The organism is Dryocola clanedunensis (assembly GCF_038405435.1).
GTDB lineage: Bacteria > Pseudomonadota > Gammaproteobacteria > Enterobacterales > Enterobacteriaceae > Dryocola > Dryocola clanedunensis_A.
Genome location: NZ_JBBYHZ010000002.1, coordinates 641,481 through 665,060, shown reverse-complemented (window position 1 = coordinate 665,060; position 23,580 = coordinate 641,481). Strand labels below are relative to the sequence as shown.

Annotated in this window: 26 protein-coding genes and 1 pseudogene; 11 read left to right on the top strand and 16 right to left on the bottom strand. The window is 55.1% G+C overall.

Annotation, left to right across the window (positions count from 1 at the left end; all coding sequences use genetic code 11):
* Positions 1–23 precede the first annotated feature (23 nt).
* From AAE045_RS07110 to ycgZ, 6 genes and pseudogenes are all read right to left on the bottom strand, one after another.
* Positions 24–1,715 carry a thiamine pyrophosphate-binding protein gene (locus AAE045_RS07110; RefSeq protein WP_455547103.1) on the bottom strand — a complete coding sequence of 564 codons (1,692 nt, stop codon included), beginning with the start codon at positions 1,713–1,715 and terminating at the stop codon, positions 24–26.
* A 37-nt stretch (positions 1,716–1,752) separates the two neighbouring features.
* Positions 1,753–1,866, bottom strand: a pseudogene (locus tag AAE045_RS07105) (SDR family oxidoreductase); the annotation flags it as partial.
* A complete protein-coding gene (locus AAE045_RS07100; RefSeq protein ID WP_455547102.1) occupies positions 1,814–1,996 on the bottom strand; it encodes a hypothetical protein in 183 nt (60 codons plus the stop codon). The gene AAE045_RS07100 and the pseudogene AAE045_RS07105, both read right to left, overlap by 53 nt.
* Positions 1,997–2,424: 428 nt before the next feature.
* Positions 2,425–2,703, bottom strand: coding sequence for a biofilm/acid-resistance regulator YmgB/AriR (locus tag AAE045_RS07095; protein ID WP_455547101.1), 279 nt, complete (start codon positions 2,701–2,703; stop codon positions 2,425–2,427).
* A 40-nt stretch (positions 2,704–2,743) separates the two neighbouring features.
* Positions 2,744–3,049, bottom strand: coding sequence for a hypothetical protein (locus AAE045_RS07090; RefSeq protein ID WP_455547100.1), 306 nt, complete (start codon positions 3,047–3,049; stop codon positions 2,744–2,746).
* Between the two features lie 162 nt (positions 3,050–3,211).
* Complete coding sequence (ycgZ, locus tag AAE045_RS07085; RefSeq protein WP_455428014.1) at positions 3,212–3,457, bottom strand: regulatory protein YcgZ; 246 nt, start codon at positions 3,455–3,457, stop codon at positions 3,212–3,214.
* Between the two features lie 343 nt (positions 3,458–3,800).
* Between ycgZ and AAE045_RS07080 the strand changes: the two genes are divergently transcribed.
* Together AAE045_RS07080 and AAE045_RS07075 are read left to right on the top strand one after the other, a co-directional pair.
* A complete protein-coding gene (locus tag AAE045_RS07080) occupies positions 3,801–5,024 on the top strand; it encodes a diguanylate phosphodiesterase (RefSeq protein WP_455547099.1) in 1,224 nt (407 codons plus the stop codon).
* A 251-nt stretch (positions 5,025–5,275) separates the two neighbouring features.
* Positions 5,276–6,007 (top strand): MerR family transcriptional regulator, encoded by a 732-nt coding sequence (locus AAE045_RS07075; RefSeq protein WP_455547098.1) that lies wholly within the window; start codon positions 5,276–5,278, stop codon positions 6,005–6,007.
* 59 nt (positions 6,008–6,066) lie between these two features.
* On the opposite strand, the gene AAE045_RS07070 is transcribed toward AAE045_RS07075, so the two are convergent.
* The 3 genes from AAE045_RS07070 to ansP form a co-directional block, all read right to left on the bottom strand.
* Positions 6,067–6,324: a biofilm development regulator YmgB/AriR family protein gene (locus AAE045_RS07070; RefSeq protein WP_455547097.1), complete on the bottom strand. Its 258-nt coding sequence runs from the start codon at positions 6,322–6,324 to the stop codon at positions 6,067–6,069.
* Between the two features lie 200 nt (positions 6,325–6,524).
* Positions 6,525–7,520, bottom strand: a complete 996-nt coding sequence (locus AAE045_RS07065) for a hypothetical protein (RefSeq protein ID WP_455547096.1) — start codon at positions 7,518–7,520, stop codon at positions 6,525–6,527.
* Positions 7,521–7,905: 385 nt separating this feature from the next.
* Positions 7,906–9,405, bottom strand: a complete 1,500-nt coding sequence (gene ansP / locus AAE045_RS07060; protein WP_455547095.1) for an L-asparagine permease — start codon at positions 9,403–9,405, stop codon at positions 7,906–7,908.
* A 229-nt stretch (positions 9,406–9,634) separates the two neighbouring features.
* Between ansP and AAE045_RS07055 the strand changes: the two genes are divergently transcribed.
* Entirely contained in the window at positions 9,635–9,985 is a 351-nt protein-coding gene (locus AAE045_RS07055) for an MmcQ/YjbR family DNA-binding protein (RefSeq protein ID WP_455547094.1), read from the top strand.
* Positions 9,986–10,004: 19 nt separating this feature from the next.
* Complete coding sequence (locus AAE045_RS07050; RefSeq protein ID WP_455547093.1) at positions 10,005–10,895, top strand: LysR family transcriptional regulator; 891 nt, start codon at positions 10,005–10,007, stop codon at positions 10,893–10,895.
* Positions 10,896–10,965: 70 nt separating this feature from the next.
* Here the strand turns inward: AAE045_RS07050 and AAE045_RS07045 are convergent, their stop codons facing one another.
* Positions 10,966–14,061 carry a beta-galactosidase gene (locus tag AAE045_RS07045; RefSeq protein ID WP_455547092.1) on the bottom strand — a complete coding sequence of 1,032 codons (3,096 nt, stop codon included), beginning with the start codon at positions 14,059–14,061 and terminating at the stop codon, positions 10,966–10,968.
* Positions 14,062–14,221: 160 nt separating this feature from the next.
* Between AAE045_RS07045 and AAE045_RS07040 the strand changes: the two genes are divergently transcribed.
* The 3 genes from AAE045_RS07040 to pptA all read left to right on the top strand — a co-directional run bounded on the left by AAE045_RS07040 (position 14,222) and on the right by pptA (position 15,983).
* Positions 14,222–14,836 (top strand): glutathione S-transferase family protein, encoded by a 615-nt coding sequence (locus tag AAE045_RS07040; protein WP_455547091.1) that lies wholly within the window; start codon positions 14,222–14,224, stop codon positions 14,834–14,836.
* A gap of 74 nt (positions 14,837–14,910) precedes the next feature.
* Complete coding sequence (locus tag AAE045_RS07035) at positions 14,911–15,732, top strand: arylamine N-acetyltransferase family protein (RefSeq protein WP_455547090.1); 822 nt, start codon at positions 14,911–14,913, stop codon at positions 15,730–15,732.
* 20 nt (positions 15,733–15,752) lie between these two features.
* The gene (pptA, locus tag AAE045_RS07030; RefSeq protein WP_455547089.1) at positions 15,753–15,983 is read left to right on the top strand and encodes a tautomerase PptA; all 231 of its coding nucleotides are present in this window, start codon (positions 15,753–15,755) and stop codon (positions 15,981–15,983) included.
* 154 nt (positions 15,984–16,137) lie between these two features.
* Here pptA and AAE045_RS07025 read toward each other — a convergent pair whose 3' ends face one another.
* Positions 16,138–17,178, bottom strand: a complete 1,041-nt coding sequence (locus AAE045_RS07025; protein ID WP_455547088.1) for an AI-2E family transporter — start codon at positions 17,176–17,178, stop codon at positions 16,138–16,140.
* 253 nt (positions 17,179–17,431) lie between these two features.
* Here AAE045_RS07025 and AAE045_RS07020 point away from each other — a divergent pair, with 253 nt between their 5' ends.
* The 4 genes from AAE045_RS07020 to AAE045_RS07005 all read left to right on the top strand — a co-directional run bounded on the left by AAE045_RS07020 (position 17,432) and on the right by AAE045_RS07005 (position 18,956).
* On the top strand, positions 17,432–17,554 hold the full coding sequence (locus AAE045_RS07020; protein WP_455547087.1) for a protein YdgV: 123 nt from the start codon (positions 17,432–17,434) through the stop codon (positions 17,552–17,554).
* Between the two features lie 134 nt (positions 17,555–17,688).
* Positions 17,689–18,066, top strand: a complete 378-nt coding sequence (gene mdtJ / locus AAE045_RS07015; RefSeq protein WP_455547178.1) for a multidrug/spermidine efflux SMR transporter subunit MdtJ — start codon at positions 17,689–17,691, stop codon at positions 18,064–18,066.
* Positions 18,053–18,382: a multidrug/spermidine efflux SMR transporter subunit MdtI gene (gene mdtI, locus AAE045_RS07010; protein WP_455547086.1), complete on the top strand. Its 330-nt coding sequence runs from the start codon at positions 18,053–18,055 to the stop codon at positions 18,380–18,382. Before mdtJ ends, mdtI begins: the two co-directional genes overlap by 14 nt.
* 139 nt (positions 18,383–18,521) lie before the next feature.
* Positions 18,522–18,956, top strand: a complete 435-nt coding sequence (locus tag AAE045_RS07005) for an MchS3 family protein (protein WP_455547085.1) — start codon at positions 18,522–18,524, stop codon at positions 18,954–18,956.
* Between the two features lie 23 nt (positions 18,957–18,979).
* Here AAE045_RS07005 and AAE045_RS07000 read toward each other — a convergent pair whose 3' ends face one another.
* The 5 genes from AAE045_RS07000 to AAE045_RS06980 all read right to left on the bottom strand — a co-directional run bounded on the left by AAE045_RS07000 (position 18,980) and on the right by AAE045_RS06980 (position 23,551).
* The gene (locus tag AAE045_RS07000; RefSeq protein ID WP_455547084.1) at positions 18,980–19,786 is read right to left on the bottom strand and encodes a trypsin-like serine peptidase; all 807 of its coding nucleotides are present in this window, start codon (positions 19,784–19,786) and stop codon (positions 18,980–18,982) included.
* Positions 19,787–19,894: 108 nt separating this feature from the next.
* Complete coding sequence (ydgU, locus tag AAE045_RS06995) at positions 19,895–19,975, bottom strand: small membrane protein YdgU (protein ID WP_455547177.1); 81 nt, start codon at positions 19,973–19,975, stop codon at positions 19,895–19,897.
* Between the two features lie 204 nt (positions 19,976–20,179).
* Entirely contained in the window at positions 20,180–20,569 is a 390-nt protein-coding gene (gene asr, locus AAE045_RS06990; RefSeq protein WP_455547083.1) for an acid resistance repetitive basic protein Asr, read from the bottom strand.
* Positions 20,570–20,743: 174 nt separating this feature from the next.
* On the bottom strand, positions 20,744–22,228 hold the full coding sequence (locus AAE045_RS06985) for a carboxypeptidase M32 (protein WP_455547082.1): 1,485 nt from the start codon (positions 22,226–22,228) through the stop codon (positions 20,744–20,746).
* Between the two features lie 72 nt (positions 22,229–22,300).
* Positions 22,301–23,551 carry an MFS transporter gene (locus tag AAE045_RS06980; RefSeq protein WP_455547081.1) on the bottom strand — a complete coding sequence of 417 codons (1,251 nt, stop codon included), beginning with the start codon at positions 23,549–23,551 and terminating at the stop codon, positions 22,301–22,303.
* Positions 23,552–23,580 lie beyond the last annotated feature (29 nt).

Here is a 23,580-nt window from a genome sequence, read left to right as displayed (position 1 = left end):
CTCCTGACTTCAGGCCGGGCTGGCTAACCCGCCGAAATGATCACCTCAATCAGATTTGTCTTCCCGCTGGCTATGCCGCTCTTAACCGCCGCTGCGATATCCACTGCTTCGGTGACCCGACACGCACTAATGCCCATCGACGCCGCGAGCGACTGAAAGTCAATGCAGGGGTTGACCAGATCCATGCCGATAAATCTTCCCTGGGCAACGGAAGTGTAGGATGACTGGTTTTTCATGAAGTTTTTAAGCACGTTGTATTCAAAATTATTCATGACGATAAACGTAACCGGAAGGTTTTCGTGAGCGGCAGTCCACAGCGCCTGCGGTGAATACATCGCTGCGCCGTCGCCCACCAGACAGACTACCGGCTCGCGCCCGCGCCCCAGTGAATGACCTACCGCAGCAGGCATGCCCCATCCGAGGCCTCCACCGCGCATAAAGTAATATCGCTGGTACTGTCGATCGGAGATGAATTTCCTGATGTAGTTGGTAGTCGCGATAGCCTCATCAACGATGGTAAGGCCCGGGGGGATAGCGCGAAGAACCTCGTGGGCGGCGACCAGCGGCGAAATAACGGGATGGGTGAATTCCGATGTGAAAATGGCCTCAAGCTGCCGCTGAGTTTTTTCACGCTCGCTTTTCGCTTCGTTAATGCGCTTCTGGAAAAGCGCTTTCTTACGGTAGGTCAGGCGTTCGAGCTTAGGCAACAGCTGCTGAAGCGAGATTTTGATATCGCCCATCAGCGACAGCCGGGTAGGGTAGGTTCTGCCCAGCTCGTTCATATCTGACGAAAGCTGATACACAACGCAGTCCTGTGGAATAGCTTCAGCTTCGCTGTAGAGAATAGTGATTAAACTTTTGCCGCCCAGAATGAAGACGGCATCGTAGTTCATAATGATTTTTGCTATATCCCGGGATACCGTCGGCATATTCCCTCGCCACAGGGGATGGTGGGGCGGGAAGGGCAAGTTTAACGGCCAGGATGATCCATAAACGTGCGCACCCAGCGTTTCAGCCAGCAGGACAGTCTCATCCGTGGAGTGGTTACTGTGAATTTCATCCCCGGCAATCATCATCAGCTTACCCGGCGGTATATTGCTTAGCTCAACCGCAAGCTCGTCCAGCGAGCTGGCTACGGTATGGTAATTCACTCTTGAAGAGGCAAGAATGCTGGCATCGTGCATCTCTTCCATAACGTCCATGGGCAGCGAGAGCAGCACCGGGCCAGCCGGGGGATAGCTGGCATCGTGAAACGCTCGCCTTACCAGTACCGGAAGCTGAGCGGCGCTGGTCACTTCTTTTGTCCACTTCACTACGGGTGAGGCAATAGACACTACATCATCATAAAGGAGAGGCTCGCGCACATAGTGCCGGGTGTCCTGCTGGCCGACCGTCACGACAAGCGGCGTTTTCATGATGCGTGAGTTAATCAGATTGCCCATGCCGTGGCCCAGTCCGCTTGCGGTATGCAAATTCAAAAAACCTGTTTTACCTGATGCCTTTGCGTATCCGTCTGCAATAGCCACCGCGCTGCTTTCCTGGAGCGCGAGGACATACTGGATATCTTCGTGACGAAGCAGGGCGTCAATAAGCGGTAATTCTGTTGTGCCAGGGTTGCCAAATATATACTCAACGCCTTCACTTTCGAGAACTTCAAGCAGGATATCTGCGCCCGAACGCAGCGAGAAGTCGGCTAACGTACTGATGGTTTTCATGGCCCGGTTACCTTTTGCAGATGATCGTCAAACGGCTTCAGTATTCTTCGCGGGTAGGGCGGATGACTATTTCATTCACGTCAACCTCCGCAGGCTGTTCAATGGCGTAAGCAACGGCTTTTGCGATAAACAGCGCCGGAATGGCCTGCTGAATTTAACGCTGAGGCTAAAATAGCTTCAGCCGTTTTTAAAAACTCAGGAAGCGGTTGATAGCTGGTGTGAATCAGATGTATGGCATCATGCAATGTGGAAACACCGATGCTTTCTGTTGCAGTTTTCATAACGCCCTCATAAAAATATAATTAACACAACGCATGTTGTCATGTGCGTGTCAGCACAAGAAATATATTGTATATGCAGGGAGTGATATCTATCTAAAGTGATTAATATGAAGTAAATTAATGATCTGGGTTTTTATGAGAACATAAGTTATTAAAACCCTTGCCGTGACTATACGAGGAAAGTCACCATCTGCAAATGAAAATAACGCCAGCCGCATAGCAATAAAACAGGAAAGTAATATTATTTTCTTATGATGTCGGGATATATTATGTTTTCTAAGATGTTGATGAGCCAATTTTTACGTGAATGGAGTATTTATTCTGTGCGACTACAAAGCGTTAAAGATTTGGGGGGAGGTTAGCAGAACCTGAAATAATTTCAGAAGGGGAGAATATTATCCATCCATGGATAGCATCAGACTTTATGTTCAGATGTCGTCCATTGTGTAACCAACAACGATTTCCAGCGTTTTACGAATGACGTCAGCCGTGACAACATCGTCGGTACATTCCAGCGCGTTGACCAGCCACAGAATGATCGCTTTGTTCGTGACATGGCCTTCCGAGGCAAGAATTTGGCTAATCGCGGAACCCAACAGGGCAGACTCTTCGGCCAGCAGGTCGCCAGCACAACGAAAATATTCTGACATAGCCGTGTTTGACAGGGCTTTATAGATATCTGATTGCTGTTGCGTAGCCTGTATCATGTCGTTTCACCGTAAGTTGATTGTTAGTGACCTTTGTAAGTCAGTGGATGTTGTCTTTGCCCTGCGGCTGCCCGTCGCGGAAAAACGAACCGGGCATTTCACTATTACTTTGATCTCTTTCGCTTAACTCATGTTTGAGACGGCGGCGTTTGGTTGCCATCTCCGTTACATCATTAATAACACGCACGATGGCCTCACGGCGCTGAACGTCGGTTTCTCCAGCCTCCATGGCCCGCAGTTTTGCTAACAGGGTTTGCGTATTAATCGCCCCCTTACCCCTCAGCAGGGCTAAAACCGCTTCGCCAATAAGTTCATCTGCCTGTCGATCAAATTCACTACTTTTCATAACTACGTCTCTGATGGCCACACTATCCAGCACCGGAAGCGCAGCAAGAAGCCAACTTTCCGATGGAACAGGTCCGCCGGAGACTGGCAGCCAGAAGTGAAATCGTGAACTTACCTCTGCCAGAGTTGACAAAAATAAACGGGTAAAACGTTGCTGGTGGTCTTATACCTCGCGCTCGAACAGCAGGCCAATCAGCGCGTGATAATGGCTCTCTTCTTCCGGCCCGGATGCATGCTCGAGGCGGGAGAGCAGTTTAGTACACAGCGTTTTTCGGTTCAGATTGCGGCCGTCGCCCAGGATCTCCACCACGATTTGCCCCAGCGTCTCCTGCTGAGAAGGCATGCCAGCTTTGTTAAAGTATTGGGCGATATCGTTGGCAGTGTCCGGTAGGTAACTGTTCTGGCGCATTTTTCGCTCCTGTAAAATTTAGGTCATCAAAAAGTTACATTTAAACTATACACATTTTGCAAAGCTGTACATAAAAGCTGTACAAAAAAATTAAAGATTTTTGATCAAAAAGTGCTAATCGTTATAATACATATAGTTATAGATAGCGTGGTAATGTAACGCACCGGTAATATTGTACATCTGTGGTAAAACTGAAAAGTCGAAGCTGTGTCTGGCGCTAAGTTGCTGAGCCGAAAGGCTTAACTTATGTAAATTCCCTGTTAATTTTACGTGTACTTTCGAGACGAAACGGCAACAATCTGCTAATGTGAACAGCTTAACGCTTACCCCTTTCGGAAACTTCATGCTCACAACAATCCTTTATCGCAGCCACATTTGCGAAAACGTCTCGGTTAAATCACTCGAGGATATGGTTTCCGCTGCCAGCCGCCGAAACGGCGAGGCGGACGTCACGGGCATTCTGCTGTTCAACGGCACGCACTTTTTCCAGCTGCTTGAGGGGCCGGACGAAAGCGTTTCAGCTATCTATAAGCACATTTGCGAAGATACCCGGCACTACAACGTTGTGGAGCTGATGCGCGACTACGCGCCCTCGCGACGTTTTGGTAAATCCGGGATGGAACTCTTTGATTTAAGAGAGCATGACAGGGATGACGTCCTGCAAACGGTGCTGGATAAAGGCACCTCCAAGTACCAGCTGATTTATGACGATCGCGCCCTGCAGTTCTTCCGGACGTTCGTGGAGTCGACCGAAAAAGAAAACTACTTTGAAATTCCGCCCGCTGGCTCCTGGGAATTTATCGCCGACGACGCCATCCTGCCGCCAGCGACGGTGACGATGGATAGCCAGACGGAGTGCAGCTTCGCGTTTCAGCCGATCGTCGATCCACTGGCCAGGGAAGTGGTGGCGCTGGAGGCTTTACTCCGCACGCCTGATGGCGGTTCCCCGGAGGCCTGGTTTGCAGGGCTGACGGGCAATGAGAGTTACAAAGCGGACCTGGACTGCAAAAAAGTTGCCTTTGCCATGGCCCGGAAATTAAATCTGCGGGAGCAGACCCTGACCGTGAACCTGCTGCCTATGACGCTGGTGAATATTCCCGGTGCGGTCAACTTTCTGCTGCAGGAGATTGAAATTAACGGCCTGGTGCCGGAACAGATTATCGTGGAGTTCACCGAGCGCGAGATAATTTCCCGCCTTGATGCCTTCACCGATGCGGTACGGCAGCTGAAAGCGGCGGGTATCCGGGTGGCCATTGAGCACTTTGGCGAAGGCTTTGCCGGGCTGTCGCTGCTGGCGCAGTTTCAGCCGGATAAGATTAAAATCAACCGCGATTTAATCCGCGACGTGCACAAAAGCGGCCCGCGTCAGGCCATCATTCAGGCCATCATCCGGTGCTGTACATCGCTGGAAATCACGGTCATTGCCGTAGGCGTTGAAAAGGCGGAAGAGTGGATGTGGCTTGAGTCCGCGGGCGTTTATCAGTTTCAGGGGCACCTGTTTGCCCGGCCTTGCCTGGCGGGTATCCCGGCGATTGCCTGGCCGGAAAAAAAGATCCCCTTCATCTAATCTTCTGCACGGCGGCCGGAAAATCACTTCATTCGTTCCGGCCGCAACCCTCGCTCCTGATATCTCCACCTGATACTGTACAATCGGCTGTACATGTATTTTCAATCACTTCCATTTGCTATGCTCTTCTGGTGTAAGATGATCTGATTATTCAGTCTTTTTCTGCTTGTACAGGTAAATAAAATTTGTACAACTTAGCCGGAATGGTTAGTTTAAAGATTGACGTATCGGGTTTGCGCAGGGGAGAGCTTATGGCCTATTACAGTATCGGTGACGTCGCCGAACGATGCGGAATCAACCCCGTCACGCTTCGCGCCTGGCAGCGACGCTATGGCTTACTGAAGCCACAGCGCAGCGAAGGCGGGCACCGGCAGTTTGACGAGGAAGATATCCAGCGCATCGAGGAAATAAAACGCTGGATGAAAAACGGCGTGCCTGTTGGCAAAGTTAAAGCGCTGCTGGAAGGCAAAAAAATCACCTCAGACGACAGCTGGACATCGCTACAGGAAGAGATGATGGGCATCCTGCGCCAGGTGCGTCCGGCCAGGCTGCGGGCAACCCTCGCCACGCTGGGGCGCGATTATCCCGTTGACGATCTGATTGACCGGGTATTTGTTCCGGTACGCCAGCGGCTTTGTCTGGAACAGAACACCGCACGCGTGATGAGCAGCCTGCTGGATGGCGCGCTGATAAACTTTGCCGTGCTGTCGCTGGCGGAATCCCTGAAAAAGGCTGGTAAAGAAGCGCTGCTGATAGGGTGGGACACCGAAGACCGCACGCGCCTGTGGCTCGAAGCCTGGCGGCTGTCGCAGCAGGGGTGGCACATTGACGTGCTGGCCGAACCGCTGGATTCACCGCGCCCGGAAATGTTCCCTGGACAGCATATCTTTGTGTGGGCGGGACCCGAAATGTCGCCGCGTCAGAAAGAGCAGCTGGATCACTGGCAGGAGCAGGGATATACGATGTACAGCCATACGGCTTAACTAATCAGAGAGCGCCCGGATTTACTGAACCAGCAAATTTAACCGGGCTTCAAAGGATATTACCGTTGCGTTACGCCTGTCCAGGACTGCGCTTTATTGCCGCTAAATAAAAATGCCAGCGTCTGGCGATATATATCCGCCAGAATCTCATTCGTTTCGCTTTCCAGCTGCTGAGTAATCACCATTTTTATATCGCGAGGCGTGGCAAAGCCTTTTTCCGCAACTAATTTTTGTTTTACCGCATTAACCAGTGCCGATTCTGATAAAAACTGCGTGGGAATAGTATGAACAGAGTTGTTCATATGCATATCAGTCATTCAAAACGATCCTCAAAGGTTGATCATCATTTATGGGTCAGGAGAGAGCCGGAAAATTTCCGGAATAAAGCAGGTAAAGCATCCCTTGCTCCACCTGCTAAAAAGCCTTTTATTTATAGACGATGCTGCACCATTCACCGGAAAGACTTAACGATTTAAGATAAATCCTGGCTAAGTCTGACCTGTGTAAACGTCACCAGTTATAAAGAGCGTGGATGAGTGACGACCCTGCGTGAATAGCCACGGAAGCCAAGCATCCCCATAGCACCCGCCAGAACGGCTTCGATGATCAGCATAAAGAAGGTGAACCAGCTGGCCTTCGCCGTTGCCGCAGCCGCTTTTTCGCCTGCTTCACGGGCCTTTTGCTCAGCCTGCTTTTTCAGCTCGGCGTATTTCGCCTGTGCCGCCTGATAGTTCTTCTCGGTTTGATCGACTATCTGCTGGGCTTCCGCATCGCTTTTGCCCGTGCGCGCCATAATAATATTCTTCAGCGCTTCTTTATCGGCCGCCTCAAAGGTGCTGCTGTTACGGGAAGCCAGACCCTTCACGAAGCTGGTGATGTCTTCCCCCTGGCCTAGCTGATCCTGTGCTCTTTGCCCTTCGTTAGTCGCCTGCTGTTGCAGCGCCTCCGGCTGCAGCTCAGGTTTTCCCGTTTGCCTTAGCGTGGTCATCAGCTGATTCTGTAGATCATCAAGATTGATGTTGTTTTCATCGAGCTTTTCTTTCGCCATATTGGCTACCGAAGGCGCAGCAGCCGACAGGCCGTTGCCCAGCGTCTGCACGCCAGCCCCCAGCACGTTAGCCGCCCCGGTTACGGCGTAATTCGCCATCGCGAGAAGAAAAACGCTGCAGATAAGCGTGTTAACGCCAAACATCATGACGCCGTGCAGGCAGCCGTCGCGGTGTGCCAGATAGCCGCTGAGGTACCCACCGGCGGCGATGGCAATAAGCATGCTTATGCCGGTCCAGATAGCCGCGCCGGTCGCAACCCCGTCCAGAGGGTTTTGTTCCTTAAGCGGATCGATTGTTGTGGTACCCACAGCGGTACCTAACACCATGAGAAGCAGATAGATCACCATAGAAATAACCACACCGGCAAAAATAGCGCTCCAGGAGATACGCTTCAGGAAGGTTCCCTGCACCGGAATTAATTCAGGGTCATAAGTTCTGGTATCAGCAAAGTTACGGTCGGTCATAGTGAACTCCACGTTTTTTGTGATAGCGAAGAAAGCCCAACGGGAGCCATGCTTATAAAACATGGCGGTCTTGATAAGAATAGTCTGTTAGCGGCAGGTTGGCTGGAGTTGGTAAATAAAACGCCAGTCTCACAACGTAACGATGTTAATAAATTGCGGAAAAAGTGGGTTTTAAATTGCTAGACTATAAAATGGCTGCTGACAATAAAAATATAATAATAGCTGCGTGAATAAAACTGTACGGATATATTTGATTAAAAGATCGGGCCGCTACAAGTTTTTATTGGGCAAGGCTAGACTGATTAAATTAACGAAACCAATGCTGTTTTAGGGTAGGAAGTACAGAGAAAAAGGTGGATACCAGGCGGTACCCACCCTGAGGCGATTAGCCTTTTAGATCGTCAGCGGGCGTCAGCTTTTCCGCTGGCGTTTCTTCGTGGTGATCGTGTACCTGATTTGCAAGCTCATGCACGCGCTTGCGCGCGCCGAACCAGCCAAGCACCAGAATAACGGCAATCAGCGGGATGGAGGCGATGGTATAAGTGCCGTTCGGGTAGTCGAACGCCATCAGCACCAGCACGCTCAGCAGGAACAGCAGCGTCAGCCATGAGGTAAACGGTGCGCCCGGCAGTTTAAAGCTGACGTCCTCCGCCTTGCCCTGTTTGATGGCCTGGCGCAGCTTCATCTGGCAGACCACGATAAACGCCCAGGAAGCAATAATCCCCAGCGAGGCCACGTTCAGCACGATCTCAAACACCTGCGAAGGCACGTAGTAGTTGAGCACCACGCCAATCACGTAAATCCCCAGCGTGACCAGAATCCCCGCGTACGGCACCTGCTGTTTGCTCATCTTAGACATGAACTTTGGTGCCGAACCGCCCATGGACATGGAGCGCAGAATGCGGCCAGTGGAGTAAAGTCCGGAGTTCAGGCTTGAGAGCGCCGCGCTCAGCACAACCATATTCATGATGTCGCCAATATAGGGCACGCCAAGCTTCGAGAAGAAGGTCACAAACGGGCTCTGGCCCGCCTGATAAGCATTCCACGGCAGCAGCAGAACCAGCAGCACCACGGAGCCAACGTAGAACAGCCCGATACGCCAGATCACGCTGTTGATCGCTTTCGGCACCATATTCTGCGGATCTTTACACTCGCCCGCCGCGGTACCCACCAGCTCGATAGACGCAAAGGCGAAGACGACGCCCTGCACCAGCACCAGCGCGGGCAGCAGGCCATGCGGGAAGAAGCCGCCGTTATCGGTGATCAGGTGGAAGCCGGTGGCGTTGCCGTCGAGCATTTTGCCGCTGCCCAGGAACACGGTCCCGACCACCAGAAACGCCACGATCGCCAGCACTTTAATCAGCGCGAACCAGAACTCCATTTCGGCGAACCACTTCACGCCAATCATGTTCATGGTGCCGACAATCGCCAGCGCGCCCAGGGCAAATACCCACTGCGGCACGTCGCCAAATGCGCCCCAGTAGTGCATGTAAAGCGCCACGGCGGTGATATCGACGATCCCCGTCATCGCCCAGTTTACAAAGTACATCCAGCCCGCCACGTAGGAGGCTTTCTCCCCGAGAAACTCACGGGCATAAGAGACGAAGCTGCCGCTGGAAGGGCGATGCAGAACCAGTTCGCCCAGCGCGCGCAATATAAAGAAAGAGAAGATGCCGCAGACCAGATAGACCAGCGCCAGCGCCGGGCCTGCCATCTGAAGACGGGCGCCCGCGCCAAGAAACAGTCCCGTACCTATGGCGCCGCCGATGGCGATCATCTGCACCTGACGGTTACCCATTGCCTTGTGATAGCCGGAATCGTGAGAGTTAAGCCAGCGCCTTTTGGCAGCGCGGTGCTCAGCCTCGGTTTTATGCGTTGTTTTCATTGTTGTTCCTGTTTGCCTCGATGTGTTAACCCTTGAAACTGCCTGCCCTGTAGTTTGTGGATCGCGGACATGACAAATTTCGGCGGTGAATCCTGACAGGAAATTAGCGGCAACGCAAAACCTGCTTTGCGATTCGTGATGTCACTGTTATTGCTTAAGAATCGAATTCCCAGCTGGCGATGTGGTAACGTTCAATCTCTTCGCAACGTCCCTGGTGAGTGAGCAGCCTGTGAAACGAGAAAATCTCTTTGCCGCCGTCTATGAAAAGTATCAGGTAGAGCCTGATTATCCCTGGCAGAAATTAAGCGATTACGCGGTGCTGCGGCACAGGTTCAAACGTAAATGGTTTGCGCTGATCTACCGCATCGAGCCGCAAAAGCTTGGCCTGGATGGGGAAGGACTGGTCGAGGCGATGAACATTAAAGTTCCTCCTGCAACCATCGGGTCGCTGCGCATGATGCCGGGCGTTTTGCCCGCTTACCATATGAACAAAGAGCACTGGGTGACAGTGCTGCTGGATAAAGTGCCGGAGGAGGAGATCCTCGGGCTGCTTGACGAGAGCTTTCAGCTGACCCGCTAATTACCTTCAGGAAGGATGCATGAGCCTGCTCAACTTTACCCTTGCGCAAATCGAAGCTTTTGCGTGCGTCTGTGAAAGCGGCACGCTGACCCAGGCGGCGCGGAAACTGAAGAAAGACCGCACGACCGTCAGCGAGCTGGTGGATTATCTGGAGCTCGATCTCGGCTATCCGCTGTTCGACCGCTCAACGCGCCCGCTGACGCTGACCGATGCCGGGCAGCTGCTCTACCGTCAGGCCCGCTTGTTCTTGCACGAAGCGCAGGCGTTTGCCCAGATAGCGAGGCAGATCCCCCAGCAGATGAGCGCGCATATCACCCTGTGCTACGACCCGTTTACCCCGCGCGATTTTCTGTTCCGCCTGACCAGACTTTTACAAAGCAGACAGATTCAGGCTGAGCTGATTATGTGCGAGCGCAGCCAGGCGGAGCAGTGGCTGGAAGAGGGGCTGGCCGACATCGGCCTGTTCCAGGCGATGAACCGCTCCGTAAACGGCACGTTGCGCTGGCGGGTGACGGGCAGCATTTCGCTGGCGGTTTACGCCGCGAAGGGATTCTTCCCCGCGATGCCCGCATCCATTTTGCAGCTTGCATCCAGCACGCAGCTTATCCCGTTCCAGGCCATGCCGGACTGGCTGGCGCAGCGGCTGCGAATTGCCGACCGTACGGTGCGCGTGAATGAAATTGCCATGCTGGAGAAGCTGCTTGCGGCGGGAGACGGCTGGGCGTTCCTGCCGGACCATTTTCAGGCGGAAAGCTGGCCCGGCGTTGAACGGGTTGAAACGGAGTTTGGTGATTCAGGCCTGTCACACCCGATGGTGACGCTGTCAAAACCGGGGCAAATAGCGCAGCCGTTGTTGACGCAGTTATTGGATGCGATGCAGGAGGCGTGGGGGCCTGATTCTGCCGGATGACGCTGGTGCTTATCCGGCCTACGGTGGTCAGTCGTAGGGTGGATAAGCGCAGCGTCATCCACCGGCGGTTTTAACGTTTCACCCAGCTTAACGCGTAATGGTACCGCTGTTTATCCAGCAGATACTCCGGCGACACGCTCGGGCTCCACGAATCGTCCCCGCCGACGCCCATGTGAAAACCATCGATGTTCAGCCAGCTTCCCGCCTCTGGTTTTAAAAGATGGCGATGGGAGGTTTCCCGCAGCTGCCGCTGGCTGTAGCGGCTGATGTTGAACTGGAAGTCACCTCGCCATTCGTTATCGCCATACTCCAGGGATTGCGTATCGCAGCGCAGGCCATTCTCCGTTGGAAACACGTACGGCGTGTACATCTCGTCGAGCGGCAGACGCCACTTATCGAACAGCGCCGACTGCTTGCGGTCCGGGTAATTCTCGTGCGGGCCAAGCCCCAGCCAGCTTACCGTTGGCTGGACTTCCGCCAGCTGGCAGCTTAGCCCAATTCGGGCCGGGGGCGGGGTACCGCAGGCAATCTCCACGTCCACGCTGATATGCAGTTCGCCCTGACCATCAATGCGGTAGGTTTTTCTGCTGATAAACAGGGTTCGGTCACCGTGTTGCCAGCGGTGAACGGAACGTAACTGAATTTCCTGACCTGCGGCGAAGGCCTCAAGGTTTACAAGCTCAGGTTCCAGATCGTAGTGGCCCGCAGCTTTCCAGCGCTCCACCCACGCGTTCGGGTCGATGCGGGTGACTTCGCTGACGCCAATGTCGTTGTCCAGCGGCGCGCGGGTAAACTGATCCTGCAGCGGCGAAAGCAGCGTGGCTTTTCCATCCTGCCACCACTGCGTCAGCAGGCCGCTTTCACGGCTGAACGCCCAGCGGTGACTGCGGTGAACGATCTCAAAATTAGCTTCGGTTGTTTGCAGATGCGGCGCTTCGCTCTGCGGGACAGGTTCCGGCACGGACAAAATGCCCGGTAGCGACCACTGCTCCCACGCGCAGATATGGCCCGCTTCGGACCAGTCCGTGGCTGCGATTTGCTGAACCTGCACGGTCAGCCATACGTCACCGCTGCGGATGATGTCCGGCATAGTTTCCAGCGCGACAGCTTGCTTACCCTGCGGCTCAATTTCCAGCGGCGCTTCGCCGCGCGCCAGCACTTCTCCGGCTTGTTTTATCGTCCAGATCAGGCGTTCGTTATCTGCCGTGCGGAACAGATACTCACTGGTAATTTCAATCTTCAGCGACGGCTCACGAACCAGATTGAACTGGAAGTATTGCTGGGCGTGCTGGGCCTCGTACAGGGCTGGGTGCGGCTTGCGGTCGGCAAACACCAGGCCATTCATGCAGAACTGGCGATCGTTCGGTTTGTCGCCGAAGTCACCGCCGTAGGCGCTGAACGGCTGGCCGTTTTCATCAGGTTTGATCAGCGACTGATCCACCCAGTCCCAGACAAAGCCGCCCTGTAGTTTGGGATGCTGGCGGAAGGCGGCCCAGTATTTGTGGAAGCCGCCGAAGCTGTTGCCCATGGCGTGGGCGTATTCGCAAAGAATCAGCGGGCGACTTTCGCCGGGCAGGCCGGGCCATTTTTTAATTGACCATTTCGGCACCGCCGGGAAGGGCTGGTCCTGGTCCACGCGCGCATACATCGGGCAGATGATATCGGTCGCCGCGGTGTCCGCGCCGCCGCCCTCATACTGCACCGGACGGGTCGGGTCGTTGGATTTAATCCAGCGATAAAGCGCATCGTGGCTGGCGCCGTGCCCGGACTCGTTGCCCAGCGACCAGATGATAATGGACGGGTGGTTACGGTCGCGCTGCACCATGCGCGTGACGCGCTCGGCCATCGCCGGAAGCCAGACGGGGTCATCGCTGAGACGGTTCATCGGCACCATGCCGTGCGTTTCAATGTTTGCCTCATCCACCACGTACAGGCCGTAACGGTCGCAAAGGCGGTACCAGAGAGGGTGGTTGGGATAGTGGGAGCAGCGCACGGCGTTAAAGTTATGCCGTTTCATCAGCAGAATATCCTGGCGCATGGTCTCGATGTCCATGACCTGGCCGTTTACCGGGTGGTGCTCATGGCGGTTGGTTCCGCGGATCAGCAGCGGCTTGCCGTTGAGCTTCAGCAGCCCGTTGTTGATTTCAACCTGACGGAAGCCCACATCGCAGGCTTCGGCCTCAATCAGCGCGCCCTGGCTATCTTTCAGCTCAACGACGACACGGTAAAGATCAGGGATTTCAGCGCTCCACAGCTCAGGCCGCTCGACGGGAATACGAACCGTTGTCCGGTCAGCATAGGCCCCGCGCTCGTCAATAATATCGCTGCCTGAGGGCTGCTGCTGCTCAGCAATAAGCTGGCCGGCCCGCCAGAGCTGGACGTTAACTTGCGTTCCTGCTTTTTCATGGCCGGTCACGACCACCAGCGTTTCCAGTTCGGCCCTGGTGAAGCTGTCAAAAAGATGCGTGGTGACGCGCATATCGCCAATCTGGGTTTGCGGCTTATGCAGCAGGGTGACGTCGCGGAAGATGCCGCTCATTCGCCACATATCCTGATCCTCCAGATATGAGCCGTCGCTCCAGCGCAGCACCATGACGGCCAGGCGATTCTCACCGGGGGTAAGCACGGCGCTGAGGTCGAATTCAGAGGGCAGGCGGCTGTCCTGCGCGTAGCCCACCCAGCAGCCGTTGCACCACAGATGGAACGCGGAGTTCACGCCGTCGAACACGACGCGCGTCTGCCCCTCGCTTAGCCACTCATCGGAAACCTGAAACAGCAGCGAGTAACACCCGGTTGGGTTTTCCTGCGGCACAAAAGGGGGATTGACCGGAATCGGGTAGGTAACGTTGGTGTAAATTGGCGCGTCGTACCCCAGCATCTGCCAGTTAGAAGGCACCGCAACGTCATCTGCGTCTGGTAAATCCTGCTCCAGCCAGCTTTCCGGCACCGCTTCGGGCCGGGTGAAATAGCTGAACCGCCAGCGGCCGTTGAGGGAGCGTAACGATGCGGAGTGTCGATCGTCGCGGGCGTGGTCAGACGCTCGCCAGCTGTTAAAGGGCGGGTGCGCAGGAAGCTGGTTTATCTGCGTGACGCCAGGATTTTCCCAGTCGCGGCGGGCCAGAACGGCGGCAAGAGAAGCGGCGCAGGTGCCGGTTTTGTCGATCATAGATGGATATCCTGGGGTTGCGATGCGCTCAAAGTTGTCGGCCACTATGATTTTTAAACGCCGGGCTGTAAAGAATCATGATGGGTTCTTCCGGGGAGGATCACACACGGGAAAAATATGCGCTAAGGTCTATAAAGTCATGGCAGGAGAGGTGTCCATTATGATGAAACTTTATGGTGCGCCGGGTTGCGGCTCGGCGATTGTCGAAATGATGTTTGTGCTGGCGGGTGAGCAGTACCGCTGGATTAACGTTGAAGGATTTGACGAGCCGGGGCCCCAGCGTGACGCGCTGCTTGAGCTGAACCCGCTTGGCCAGGTGCCGACGCTAAAGCTCGACGACGGCAGCATCCTGACGGAAACCGCGGCCATTGCGCTGAACCTGCTTGATAGTCATCCTGAGCTGGCCCCGCCTGCGGGTTCAGCCGAACGCCAGCGCTTTCATCACCTGCTGATCTGGCTGGTGGCGAATGTCTATCCCACATTCACCTACGGCGACTATCCCGACCGCTGGACACAGAGCGGTGCCGAAGAGCTTCGCGACAGCACCAATCGCTACCGGCAGCAGCTGTATCTGTGGCTTGAGTCGCAGCTTGGGCACGGGCCGTACGTATTCGGCGACCAGATCTCGTTACTGGATACTTACCTTGCCGCAATGATTAGCTGGCGGCCACGGCAGGCGTGGTTTGAACAAAATACGCCTAAACTCTACACCGTTGCCCAGGCCGTGCGGGCACGCGAAGAATTTCATGAAATTTTGAGCCGCAACGAGCTGTAGCGATCGCACCATCGATCATATGGCCCGCCGCAGTTTCGCTATAGTGAACTCAATTAACACAGCGGAGCCTGTCCATGTCGTTCAATCTCGAGGCCTATTTGGCGCGTATTCGCTTTAGCGGCGGCTGCGCGCCGGACTTAGCAACGTTGCAGCAGATACATCTGCGCCACACCTGTACCATCCCCTTTGAAAATCTGGACGTGCTGCTTGGACGCCAGATCCTGCTTGATGACGACAGCGTGTTCGCGAAGCTGGTCGCTGGCGGGCGGGGCGGTTACTGCTACGAGCAAAACGCCCTGCTGCGGCGGGCGCTTGTCGAAATTGGCTTTCAGGTTGCTGACCTGGCCGCGCGGGTAGTGATTATGCGCCCGCTGGAGATGCCGCCCAGAACCCACCGCCTGCAGCTGGTGACGCTTGGCGAGGAACGCTGGCTGGCGGATGTGGGGTTTGGCGGTAAAACGCTGACGTCCCCGATTAAGCTGGAGCTGAACAGCGAACAAACTACGCCGCACGGCGTGTATCGCCTTACGCCTGCTGATGACGATTATCTGCTGAGCGTAAAGGAAGAGAGTGGCTGGCTGCCGCTGTACCGCTTCGATCTGCAACCGCAGTACTTTGCCGATTATGAAATGGCGAATCACTATGTTGCTACATGGCCCGCGTCCCACTTCAGGCATAACCTGACGCTGTGCCTGAAAGCGGCGGACGGGCAGAGCGTCACGCTCAGTAATAATCAGCTGAACGCGGCGGGGCAGAAACAAGCGCTGCCGGATGCCGTTGCGGTCTACAACGCGCTGCAAACCCAGCTCGGTCTGCACCTTGACGACAAGCTGCATGGTATCGGGCTTGCTACTTTCACCGCTGCGTTTAATCTTGTGATGCAGAAGACAAATTAACACCCCAATGGAGAAGACCCGTGCCGCATATCACCGTTAAGCATTTCCCGCGTGAACTGAACGAAGAACAGAAAAAAGCCCTGGCAGACGATCTCTGCGAGACGGTGAAGAAGCACTTTGGCTCAAAGGATGCGTCGCTGTCGGTGGCGCTGATCCCGGTAGAGCAGGAGCGCTGGAAGGAAGAGGTCTACGACGTGGAAATAGCCCCAGAGCTTGAAACCCTGGCCAGAAAACCGGGCTACAGCCTGTAACGGCTGGATGAGGTGTGGCTATTAACATATTCTCAACGTTGGTAATTGCACCTCATTTTTCGACAGGTCTTTCTGTCACCATTCTTGCCTGCATTGTGTTTCATAACTCAGACCATCAACGGCAGCCGGCATGGAGGCTGGCTGCCTGCGGCGGTTAACGCTGTGCTTTCGACATATCGCTCAGCAGTACGGCAATCCCTTTGCCGCCTTCGCTTTGCTCGAGGCCAATTTTCACTACGATGGTCAGCGGGACGGAGAGCAGCATGCCCACCGGGCCGAGCAGCCAGCCCCAGAATATCAGCGACAGGAAAACCACCAGCGTCGACAGGCCCAGCCCGCGTCCCATGATGCGCGGTTCAATGATATTGCCGAACACCAGATTGATGGCCAGATAGCCGGCCACCACGATTAACGCATCGTAGAGACCGCCAAAAACCAGTACCTGCGCGACGGGTGGGATGGCCGCGAGCACCGAGCCGATGTTGGGAATATAGTTGAGCGAAAAGGCCAGCAGCCCCCAGACAAAGGCAAAGCGCACGTCCAGCGCGGCTAACATTACCCACACAATAAGCCCCGTCACCAGGCTGATGGCCGTTTTCAGCACCAGATACTGGCTGACGCTGTCCAGCGCCCGCTGAATCGCCCCCATCCCTTCGGCGGGGCGTGACATAAGCTGCTGCAGCTTTAGCGGCAGCTGAGGCACTTCAAACAGCATAAACACCACGGTGAGCAGCAGCAGGAAGACGGACGTCATGGCGTTAGAAAGCTGAGTAATCAGCGAGCTGACCAGCGTCATGGCAGCGTTCGGGTCGATATACTTCACCAGCTCATCCACCGACACCGTAATTCCCGCGCGCTGCAGCCAGGGTTCGATGGCCTGCAGCGGCGTAATCAGCGATGACCGGTACTGCGGCAGGGTCCGCGCCAGCTCGTTAAGAGACGTTCCCAGATAGGCCAGCAGCAGCGCCATCAGCATGACAATCGCCACTACAACGAGTGAAATCGCCAGCACCCGCGGCACCCGCAAACGTTCCAGACGGCGGATCAGCGGGTTAAGAATCACCGCGATAAACATCGCCAGAATAAAAGGCACGATCATATCGGCGGCGATCTTTACCCCCGCCATGATGATGACCAGCATTCCCAGCATGATGACAATCTTTAATCCGCTGAGGGTGACAATGGGTTTTGCCATGAAATGAGATTCTCCACATCATTGTGAGAAAAATGTCGTCCCGGTGTCCGCAAGGGCGATTATTTTATCCGAATAGAGAAACATAATACGAGGAAGAGCGGGCCGCGACACATTTATTTTCTGTGTGCTGCAAAGTAAAGAAGTGAAAAGGGAAGGTAGGATAATCCTTAAATATGGTATAAATTCGGCGTGTTTAACTACCGAGGACAATTTACTATCCGCAACCGATGAGAAGCAACACCGCGGATATGTTGTGAAAACTATGGACATTATGAGTGCGAACAAGCTGTTCAAAACGTTATTAATGCACCACCGCGTTATACTCTCTTCTGCTTTCTCCCTGTCCGGCGAACAACACTGGCGCAACGCGCTGTAGACCCGCTCTCCTGCATATTCCTGCACGCAAAACTCTTGCGCTGTAAGGCTTTTTGACGATCTATTTTTAGTCTGCCTGTCGCCGTTGGCGATATTGCATGCTGCTGCACCGTTATTTTCTCTGTCAGGAGAGAAATCATGATTTACTGGATTTTATTAGGGCTGGCTATAGCCACGGAAATTATTGGCACCTTGTCGATGAAATGGTCGAGCGTGAACGACAGTAACCTCGGTTATATTTTCATGCTGGGCATGATCACCCTTTCTTATATTTTGCTGTCCTTCTCCATCAAGCGCATTGCGCTGGGCGTGGCGTATGCCATGTGGGAAGGGATAGGTATTTTATTTATCACCTTGTTTAGCGTTCTGCTGTTTGATGAGTCGGTCTCACTGCTTAAAATTACCGGGCTGACCACGCTGGTGGTAGGAATCGTATTAATTAAATCAGGCACCACCACCAGAACCAAACGTGACGATAAAGCGAAACGTGGAGGGGATCATGCAGTCGTTTGAATGGATCCACGCGGGCTGGCTGCTGATCGCCATCGTGCTGGAAATAGCGGCAAACATCTTCCTTAAGCATTCCGATGGGTTCCGCCGTCTGGGCTACGGCCTGCTTTCCTTGCTCTCCGTCCTCGCGGCGTTCAGCGCGCTGGCGCAGGCCGTAAAAGGCATCGAGCTTTCCGTGGCCTATGCCCTGTGGGGTGGCTTCGGCATCGTCGCCACCGTCGCCGCGGGCTGGATCCTGTTCGGCCAGCGGCTGAACTGGAAGGGCTGGCTGGGGCTGGTTATTCTGCTGGCGGGCATGGTGATCATTAAGCTTGCCTGAGGGAGCTTTGCAGCCTGCGAATTAGCCAGGCTGCGGATTACCGCGTAGACCTTCTTGCAAAGAACGCCTCCTGCGATTAGCTTCACCTAACGCGCAGACAGTGCTGCGTAAAAGGGAATATCAGCGCATGAGGCGAAATATGAAAGGAATTTTAAGAGGTTTAGCGGCTTCGCTATTTTCAGCCGTCGCGTTTTCATCTTCAGGCGTGGCTGACACCACGGTACTTTCGCCTGCAGAACAGCTTGCAAAAGTCCAGGTCTTTTCCTTAGGATTCAATGGGTTCGTCGGACATATCAGCGAGGGCGAGCGCCTGATGAAAACCATCGCGGCGCAGGGTAACGCAAGAGAAATTTTTATGAATATCGCCAGCAGCCCCGCGTCTTCGCCGGAAGCCAAGTTATATGCCGCATGCGCATTAGAAAAAGCAGGTTATAGCGTCCCGGATGCTTTATTTGCGACGCAGTACGCAACAGATGTCAGCATGTTGCGTGCTGATATCCTCTCAAAACAAAATTTCAAAGCAACCTTGCTGGCCCTGAAAAATAGCGTCTGCCGGTCGGGCCATGCTGATTAACAAGCCTGCACGGCAGCGGTCTCTTACTGAGTAGCTAACTGTTCAAGCCGGTCGCGGAAGCCGGTGACGGAGATTGCCCGATTGTCGGCGCGGTAGCGGTCTTTCGCCGCAGGGGCTGAGCTTTGCACCGCAATCAGCTGCCAGCCACTGTCCGTTTTCAGCATCAAAGGCGAGCCGCTGTCGCCTGGTAGGGTATCGCACTGGTGGGAAAGCACCGTTTTTTGCGCCCAGCCGGTGATCAGGCAGCCCGTATGGGTGTAGAGATCGTCGAGATGATCTTCCGGATAGCCGGACTGGGTGACCTGTCTGTTGCTGGCTTTCAGCGCCGCCGTCAGCGCATCGCGATCGCCTTCAAAGAGCGGCAGCGGGGTAATGCCCGAAGGCGGATTATGCAGAATAACCAGCCCAAAATCGTGCGGCGCAGCCCCGGCCGGGACAATCCAGCCATCGCCATCCGCCTTCAGCCGACGGCCGAGCGTGCTCTCCACGCGGCCTTCGATGTCGTGAATTTCGTAACGCCATTTCCCTTTCTGCGAGATAAAACGCAGCGCCACCGCGCGATCAGGTTTGCCGCGAGGCGGCTGCAGCAGACAGTGCCCGGCGGTCAGCGCCAGATGCGGGGAAATCAGGGTGGCCGTGCAGAGATTACCGCTGGCGGTTTCTAACTGCCCAATAGCGTCCCAGGGGCTGTTTTCCGGGTCAGCGACGTGCACGCGGTCATCGTGGCCAAAAAACAGCGTTTTGACATCCTCAGCGCTGTCATCATCAGCGTGGGAGAGGGCGGGAAGTAAACTCAAAGCTCCCAGCAGCAACACAACTTTTCTTTGCATATCACTCTCTAATGGGGCGATTCATTATCATTATGTATAAACCCGACGAATGGGATAACTATAGACGGGTAACGCTGAAAGTGGGAGTAAAAACAGGGTGCTACGTTCTTAAAACCAGAAACTAAAGGTAATGATGCCGCAAATAATCAGCAGCGAGAGGATGATTTCAAAACCGTAGCGTCGCAGCATCATCCGCACTCCGGAAAGAAACACCCGGCAGGCCGGGTTTACAAATCTTATCGTAGGTCGGACAAGCGTAGCGTCATCCGACACCGCAATCATCGCTGGTGGATGACGTTTGCGCTTATCCCCCTACAAAATTCCAGAAAGAAACACCCGGCAGGCCGGGTGTTTTTTATGGGGGACGTCGTTAGCGGGTTAAACCCGACAAACTTAAGCTGCTGGCTGTGCAGCTGGTTTGGTTGCAGCGTGAGTTGCTTTTTTATGGTGCTTTTTAGCAGCCTGGGCTTTCTGAGCTGGTTTTGCCGCGTCAGTGGTCGCTACTGCTTTTTTGTGGTGCTTTTTAGCAGCCTGAGCTTTCTGCTCTGGTTTAGCGGCGGTAGCTTCAGTTTTCTTCACTTCTTTTTTGTGTTTCTTAGCGGCCTGAGCTTTCTGCTCGGTAGCTGCTTTTTTGTGCTTTTTGTGGTGGGTAGTTTTTGCTGGTGCTTTAGCCGGTGCGGCAGCGGTGGCAGCAGGTGCCGGAGCAGCAGTAGTTTCAGCAGCGAAAGCAGCGGAAGACAAACCCATCAGTGCAGCAACGGTCAGCGCTAATACTTTATTCATCTCGACATCCTCGAATTTGGTTTTTGTGTAACCCCACTATGGGGCCGTTGAGATGAACTATAGGCCTGCGGCTCAGCGCCTTCAGTGAGTGATTGGTTTCGGCGTGTAACGCAATGTACAAAAGGGGGATGTGAGGGCTAAAACGCCGGGAACGGAGGCTCCCGGCGACGGGCCTTACAGATAGCGCGATTCTAAATGTTTGCGGAAATACAGCGGGTTAAGATCTTCTCCTGTCGCATTGGTAATCAGCTGCGAGGTGGTGAAGCGGCTGCCGTGCTGCCAGATATTCTGGCGCAGCCAGTCGAACAGCGCGGTGAAATTTCCCTCCGCAATGTCGTTGTCGAGCTGCGGCAGGGCGCGGCTGGCAGCGCTGAACAGCTGTGCGGCGTACATTGCGCCCAGGGTATAAGACGGGAAATAGCCGAAGGCGCCGTCCGTCCAGTGGATGTCCTGCATACAGCCGTTGCGGTAGTTGTCTTTGGTGGACAGGCCCAGCCAGTGCTGCATCTTCTCATCCCACAGCGCCGGAATATCGTCCACTTCAATATCGCCGTTGATCAGCGCACGCTCAATTTCGTAGCGCAGAACGACGTGTGCCGGGTAGCTTACCTCGTCCGCATCCACGCGAATAAACCCACGCTCCACACGCTGGTTCACGGCGATAAAATTCTGCGTCTCGAAGGCGGGCTGGTTGCCGAAGCGCGCAATAATCTTCGGCAGCAGCAGGTTGAGGAACGCTTTGCTGCGGCCAAGCTGCATCTCGAAGAACAGGCTCTGGGACTCATGAATGGCGGTTGAGCGGGCAAGCGCCACCGGCTGTCCCAGCCACTCGCGCGGGAGGTTTTGCTCATAACGAGCGTGGCCGGTTTCATGAATGACGCCAAACAGCGAGGTAATCAGATCGCTTTCGTCATAGCGGGTGGTGATACGCACGTCTTCCGGTACGCCGCCGCAGAACGGGTGCGCGCTGACGTCCAGACGCCCCCCGTTGAAATCGAAGCCCAGCAGCTGCATGGTTTCAAGGCCCAGCTCACGCTGCGTCTGGATGGCGAAAGGGCCGATGGGGTCGAGGGCCGGGCGTTGAGACTGTTTATCGACCACTTTTTGCAGCAGGTCAGGCAGCCAGCCTCGCAGATCGCCAAACAGCACGTCCAGCTTTTCACTGGTCATGCCCGGCTCGTAGAGATCGAGCAGCGCATCGTAAGGGGTTTTCCCCTTGGCTTCGGCGCGCAGCCTTGCCTCTTCGCGGCTTACGCGGACAACCTCTTTCAGGTTGGCGGCAAAACCCTGCCAGTCGTTGGCCGGGCGCTGCGTACGCCAGCCGTGTTCACAGCGGGTGCCGACCAGCGATTTCTCTTCAACCAGCGAGTCCGGCAGCAGCACCGCTTCCTGATACTGACGCGTCATTTCGCGCAGGTTGGCGCGTTCAACGTCGTTAAGATCTTCCTGAGCGGCGGCCTGCAGGAAGGTCACGGTTTTTTTGTCGGTCAGGATCTGATGTTGCAGAACGCTCAGCTCTGCCAGAGCTTCACCCCGGGCGGCGCTGCCGTTTGGCGGCATATTAGTGAACATATCCCAGCCAGCGATGGCGGAGAGATGCCCAAAGCGGGACAGGCGGCGGAAGGTGCGGGTGAGATGGTTATAGTTTTGCTTTTCCATAGGGCCTCGCGAGTGTTATCGACGCTGCAAAAAATAGCAAAAAGCGTTGAAAAACACGAGGCCCGACGGTGTTTACTGTGCGCGGTGGTGTAAACGGCAACCGGTTAGCAGGGCAATCACCAGCAGCGCGCCGATAAAGCCCGCCACGCCGTTCCAGCCGAACTTATGCCAGAACACCCCGCCGAGCGTACCGGCGATGCTGGATCCCAGATAGTAGCTGAACAGGTAAAGGGAGGAGGCCTGGCCTTTGGCACGTTTCGCGCGCGGCCCAATCCAGCCGCTGGCGACCGAGTGGGCAGCAAAAAAGCCTGCGGAGAACAGCAGCATACCGCCGAATATCACCACCAGCGGAGAGAACACTGTGAGGATAAGCCCCAGCAGCATGATGCCGGTCGAGAAAATCATTACCGGGCCACGCCCAAATTTCGCCGTCATAGCGCCCGCTTTCGGTGAGCTCCATGTTCCGGTCAGATAGGCCACGGACAGCAGGCCCACCACGGCCTGGCTCAGGAACCAGGGCGCTTCCATCAGCCGGTAGCCGATATAGTTAAAGAGCGTGACGAACGCGCCCATCAGCAGGAAGCCTTCGGCAAACAGCAGCGGCAGCCCCTGGTCGCGCCAGTGCAGACGGAAATTGATAAACAGCGTTTTCGGTCGCAGAGAGGAAGGGCGGAAGTGCCGTGATTCCGGGAGGATTTTCCAGAACATCAGCGCCGAAGCCAGGGCAAAAAAGCCGATCGCGGCGACGGCAATGCGCCAGCTAAAGAAGTCCGTTATCACGCCGCTCAGCAGGCGTCCGCTCATGCCGCCGATAGAGTTGCCGCTGATATACAGCCCCATAGAGAAAGCCACCACGCTCGGGTGGATCTCTTCGCTGAGATATGTCATGCCCACCGCCGCCACGCCGCTGAGCGACAGGCCAATCAGCGCCCGCATTATCAGGATGCCGTGCCAGCTGGTCATCATGGTCGACAGCAATGTGCAGCAGGAGGCCAGCAGCAGGGCGGTGACCATCACCGGTTTGCGGCCGATGGCGTCGGACAGCGGGCCGGTAAACAGCAGGCCGATGGCCAGCATGCCGGTAGAAATGGAGAGGGAGATACTGCTGCTGGCAGGCGTAACGCCAAACTCCTGCGACAGGACGGGCAGGATCGGCTGCACGCAGTACAGCAGGGCAAAAGTGGCAAGCCCGGCTGAAAACAGCGCCAGGGTTACGCGCATAAACTGCGGCGTGCCGCGCTTAATATAAAGAGGGGAGCTGGCTGAAATGCGTTCGTCAACGTCCTCAGAGGGGGCGGTGCTGACGGTAGATGTACGGCTCAAAATCAATCCTTACTGCGCTTTGCGGTCTG

Bases quoted from the DNA above. Each gene is read 5' to 3' on its own strand.
- AAE045_RS07110 (WP_455547103.1), bottom strand. From the start codon at position 1,715: ATGAAAACCATCAGTACGTTAGCCGACTTCTCGCTGCGTTCGGGCGCA.
- AAE045_RS07100 (WP_455547102.1), bottom strand. From the start codon at position 1,996: ATGAAAACTGCAACAGAAAGCATCGGTGTTTCCACATTGCATGATGCC.
- AAE045_RS07095 (WP_455547101.1), bottom strand. From the start codon at position 2,703: ATGATACAGGCTACGCAACAGCAATCAGATATCTATAAAGCCCTGTCA.
- AAE045_RS07090 (WP_455547100.1), bottom strand. From the start codon at position 3,049: ATGAAAAGTAGTGAATTTGATCGACAGGCAGATGAACTTATTGGCGAA.
- ycgZ (WP_455428014.1), bottom strand. From the start codon at position 3,457: ATGCGCCAGAACAGTTACCTACCGGACACTGCCAACGATATCGCCCAA.
- AAE045_RS07080 (WP_455547099.1), top strand. From the start codon at position 3,801: ATGCTCACAACAATCCTTTATCGCAGCCACATTTGCGAAAACGTCTCG.
- AAE045_RS07075 (WP_455547098.1), top strand. From the start codon at position 5,276: ATGGCCTATTACAGTATCGGTGACGTCGCCGAACGATGCGGAATCAAC.
- AAE045_RS07070 (WP_455547097.1), bottom strand. From the start codon at position 6,324: ATGACTGATATGCATATGAACAACTCTGTTCATACTATTCCCACGCAG.
- AAE045_RS07065 (WP_455547096.1), bottom strand. From the start codon at position 7,520: ATGACCGACCGTAACTTTGCTGATACCAGAACTTATGACCCTGAATTA.
- ansP (WP_455547095.1), bottom strand. From the start codon at position 9,405: ATGAAAACAACGCATAAAACCGAGGCTGAGCACCGCGCTGCCAAAAGG.
- AAE045_RS07050 (WP_455547093.1), top strand. From the start codon at position 10,005: ATGAGCCTGCTCAACTTTACCCTTGCGCAAATCGAAGCTTTTGCGTGC.
- AAE045_RS07045 (WP_455547092.1), bottom strand. From the start codon at position 14,061: ATGATCGACAAAACCGGCACCTGCGCCGCTTCTCTTGCCGCCGTTCTG.
- AAE045_RS07040 (WP_455547091.1), top strand. From the start codon at position 14,222: ATGATGAAACTTTATGGTGCGCCGGGTTGCGGCTCGGCGATTGTCGAA.
- AAE045_RS07035 (WP_455547090.1), top strand. From the start codon at position 14,911: ATGTCGTTCAATCTCGAGGCCTATTTGGCGCGTATTCGCTTTAGCGGC.
- AAE045_RS07025 (WP_455547088.1), bottom strand. From the start codon at position 17,178: ATGGCAAAACCCATTGTCACCCTCAGCGGATTAAAGATTGTCATCATG.
- mdtI (WP_455547086.1), top strand. From the start codon at position 18,053: ATGCAGTCGTTTGAATGGATCCACGCGGGCTGGCTGCTGATCGCCATC.
- AAE045_RS07005 (WP_455547085.1), top strand. From the start codon at position 18,522: ATGAAAGGAATTTTAAGAGGTTTAGCGGCTTCGCTATTTTCAGCCGTC.
- AAE045_RS07000 (WP_455547084.1), bottom strand. From the start codon at position 19,786: ATGCAAAGAAAAGTTGTGTTGCTGCTGGGAGCTTTGAGTTTACTTCCC.
- ydgU (WP_455547177.1), bottom strand. From the start codon at position 19,975: ATGCTGCGACGCTACGGTTTTGAAATCATCCTCTCGCTGCTGATTATT.
- asr (WP_455547083.1), bottom strand. From the start codon at position 20,569: ATGAATAAAGTATTAGCGCTGACCGTTGCTGCACTGATGGGTTTGTCT.
- AAE045_RS06985 (WP_455547082.1), bottom strand. From the start codon at position 22,228: ATGGAAAAGCAAAACTATAACCATCTCACCCGCACCTTCCGCCGCCTG.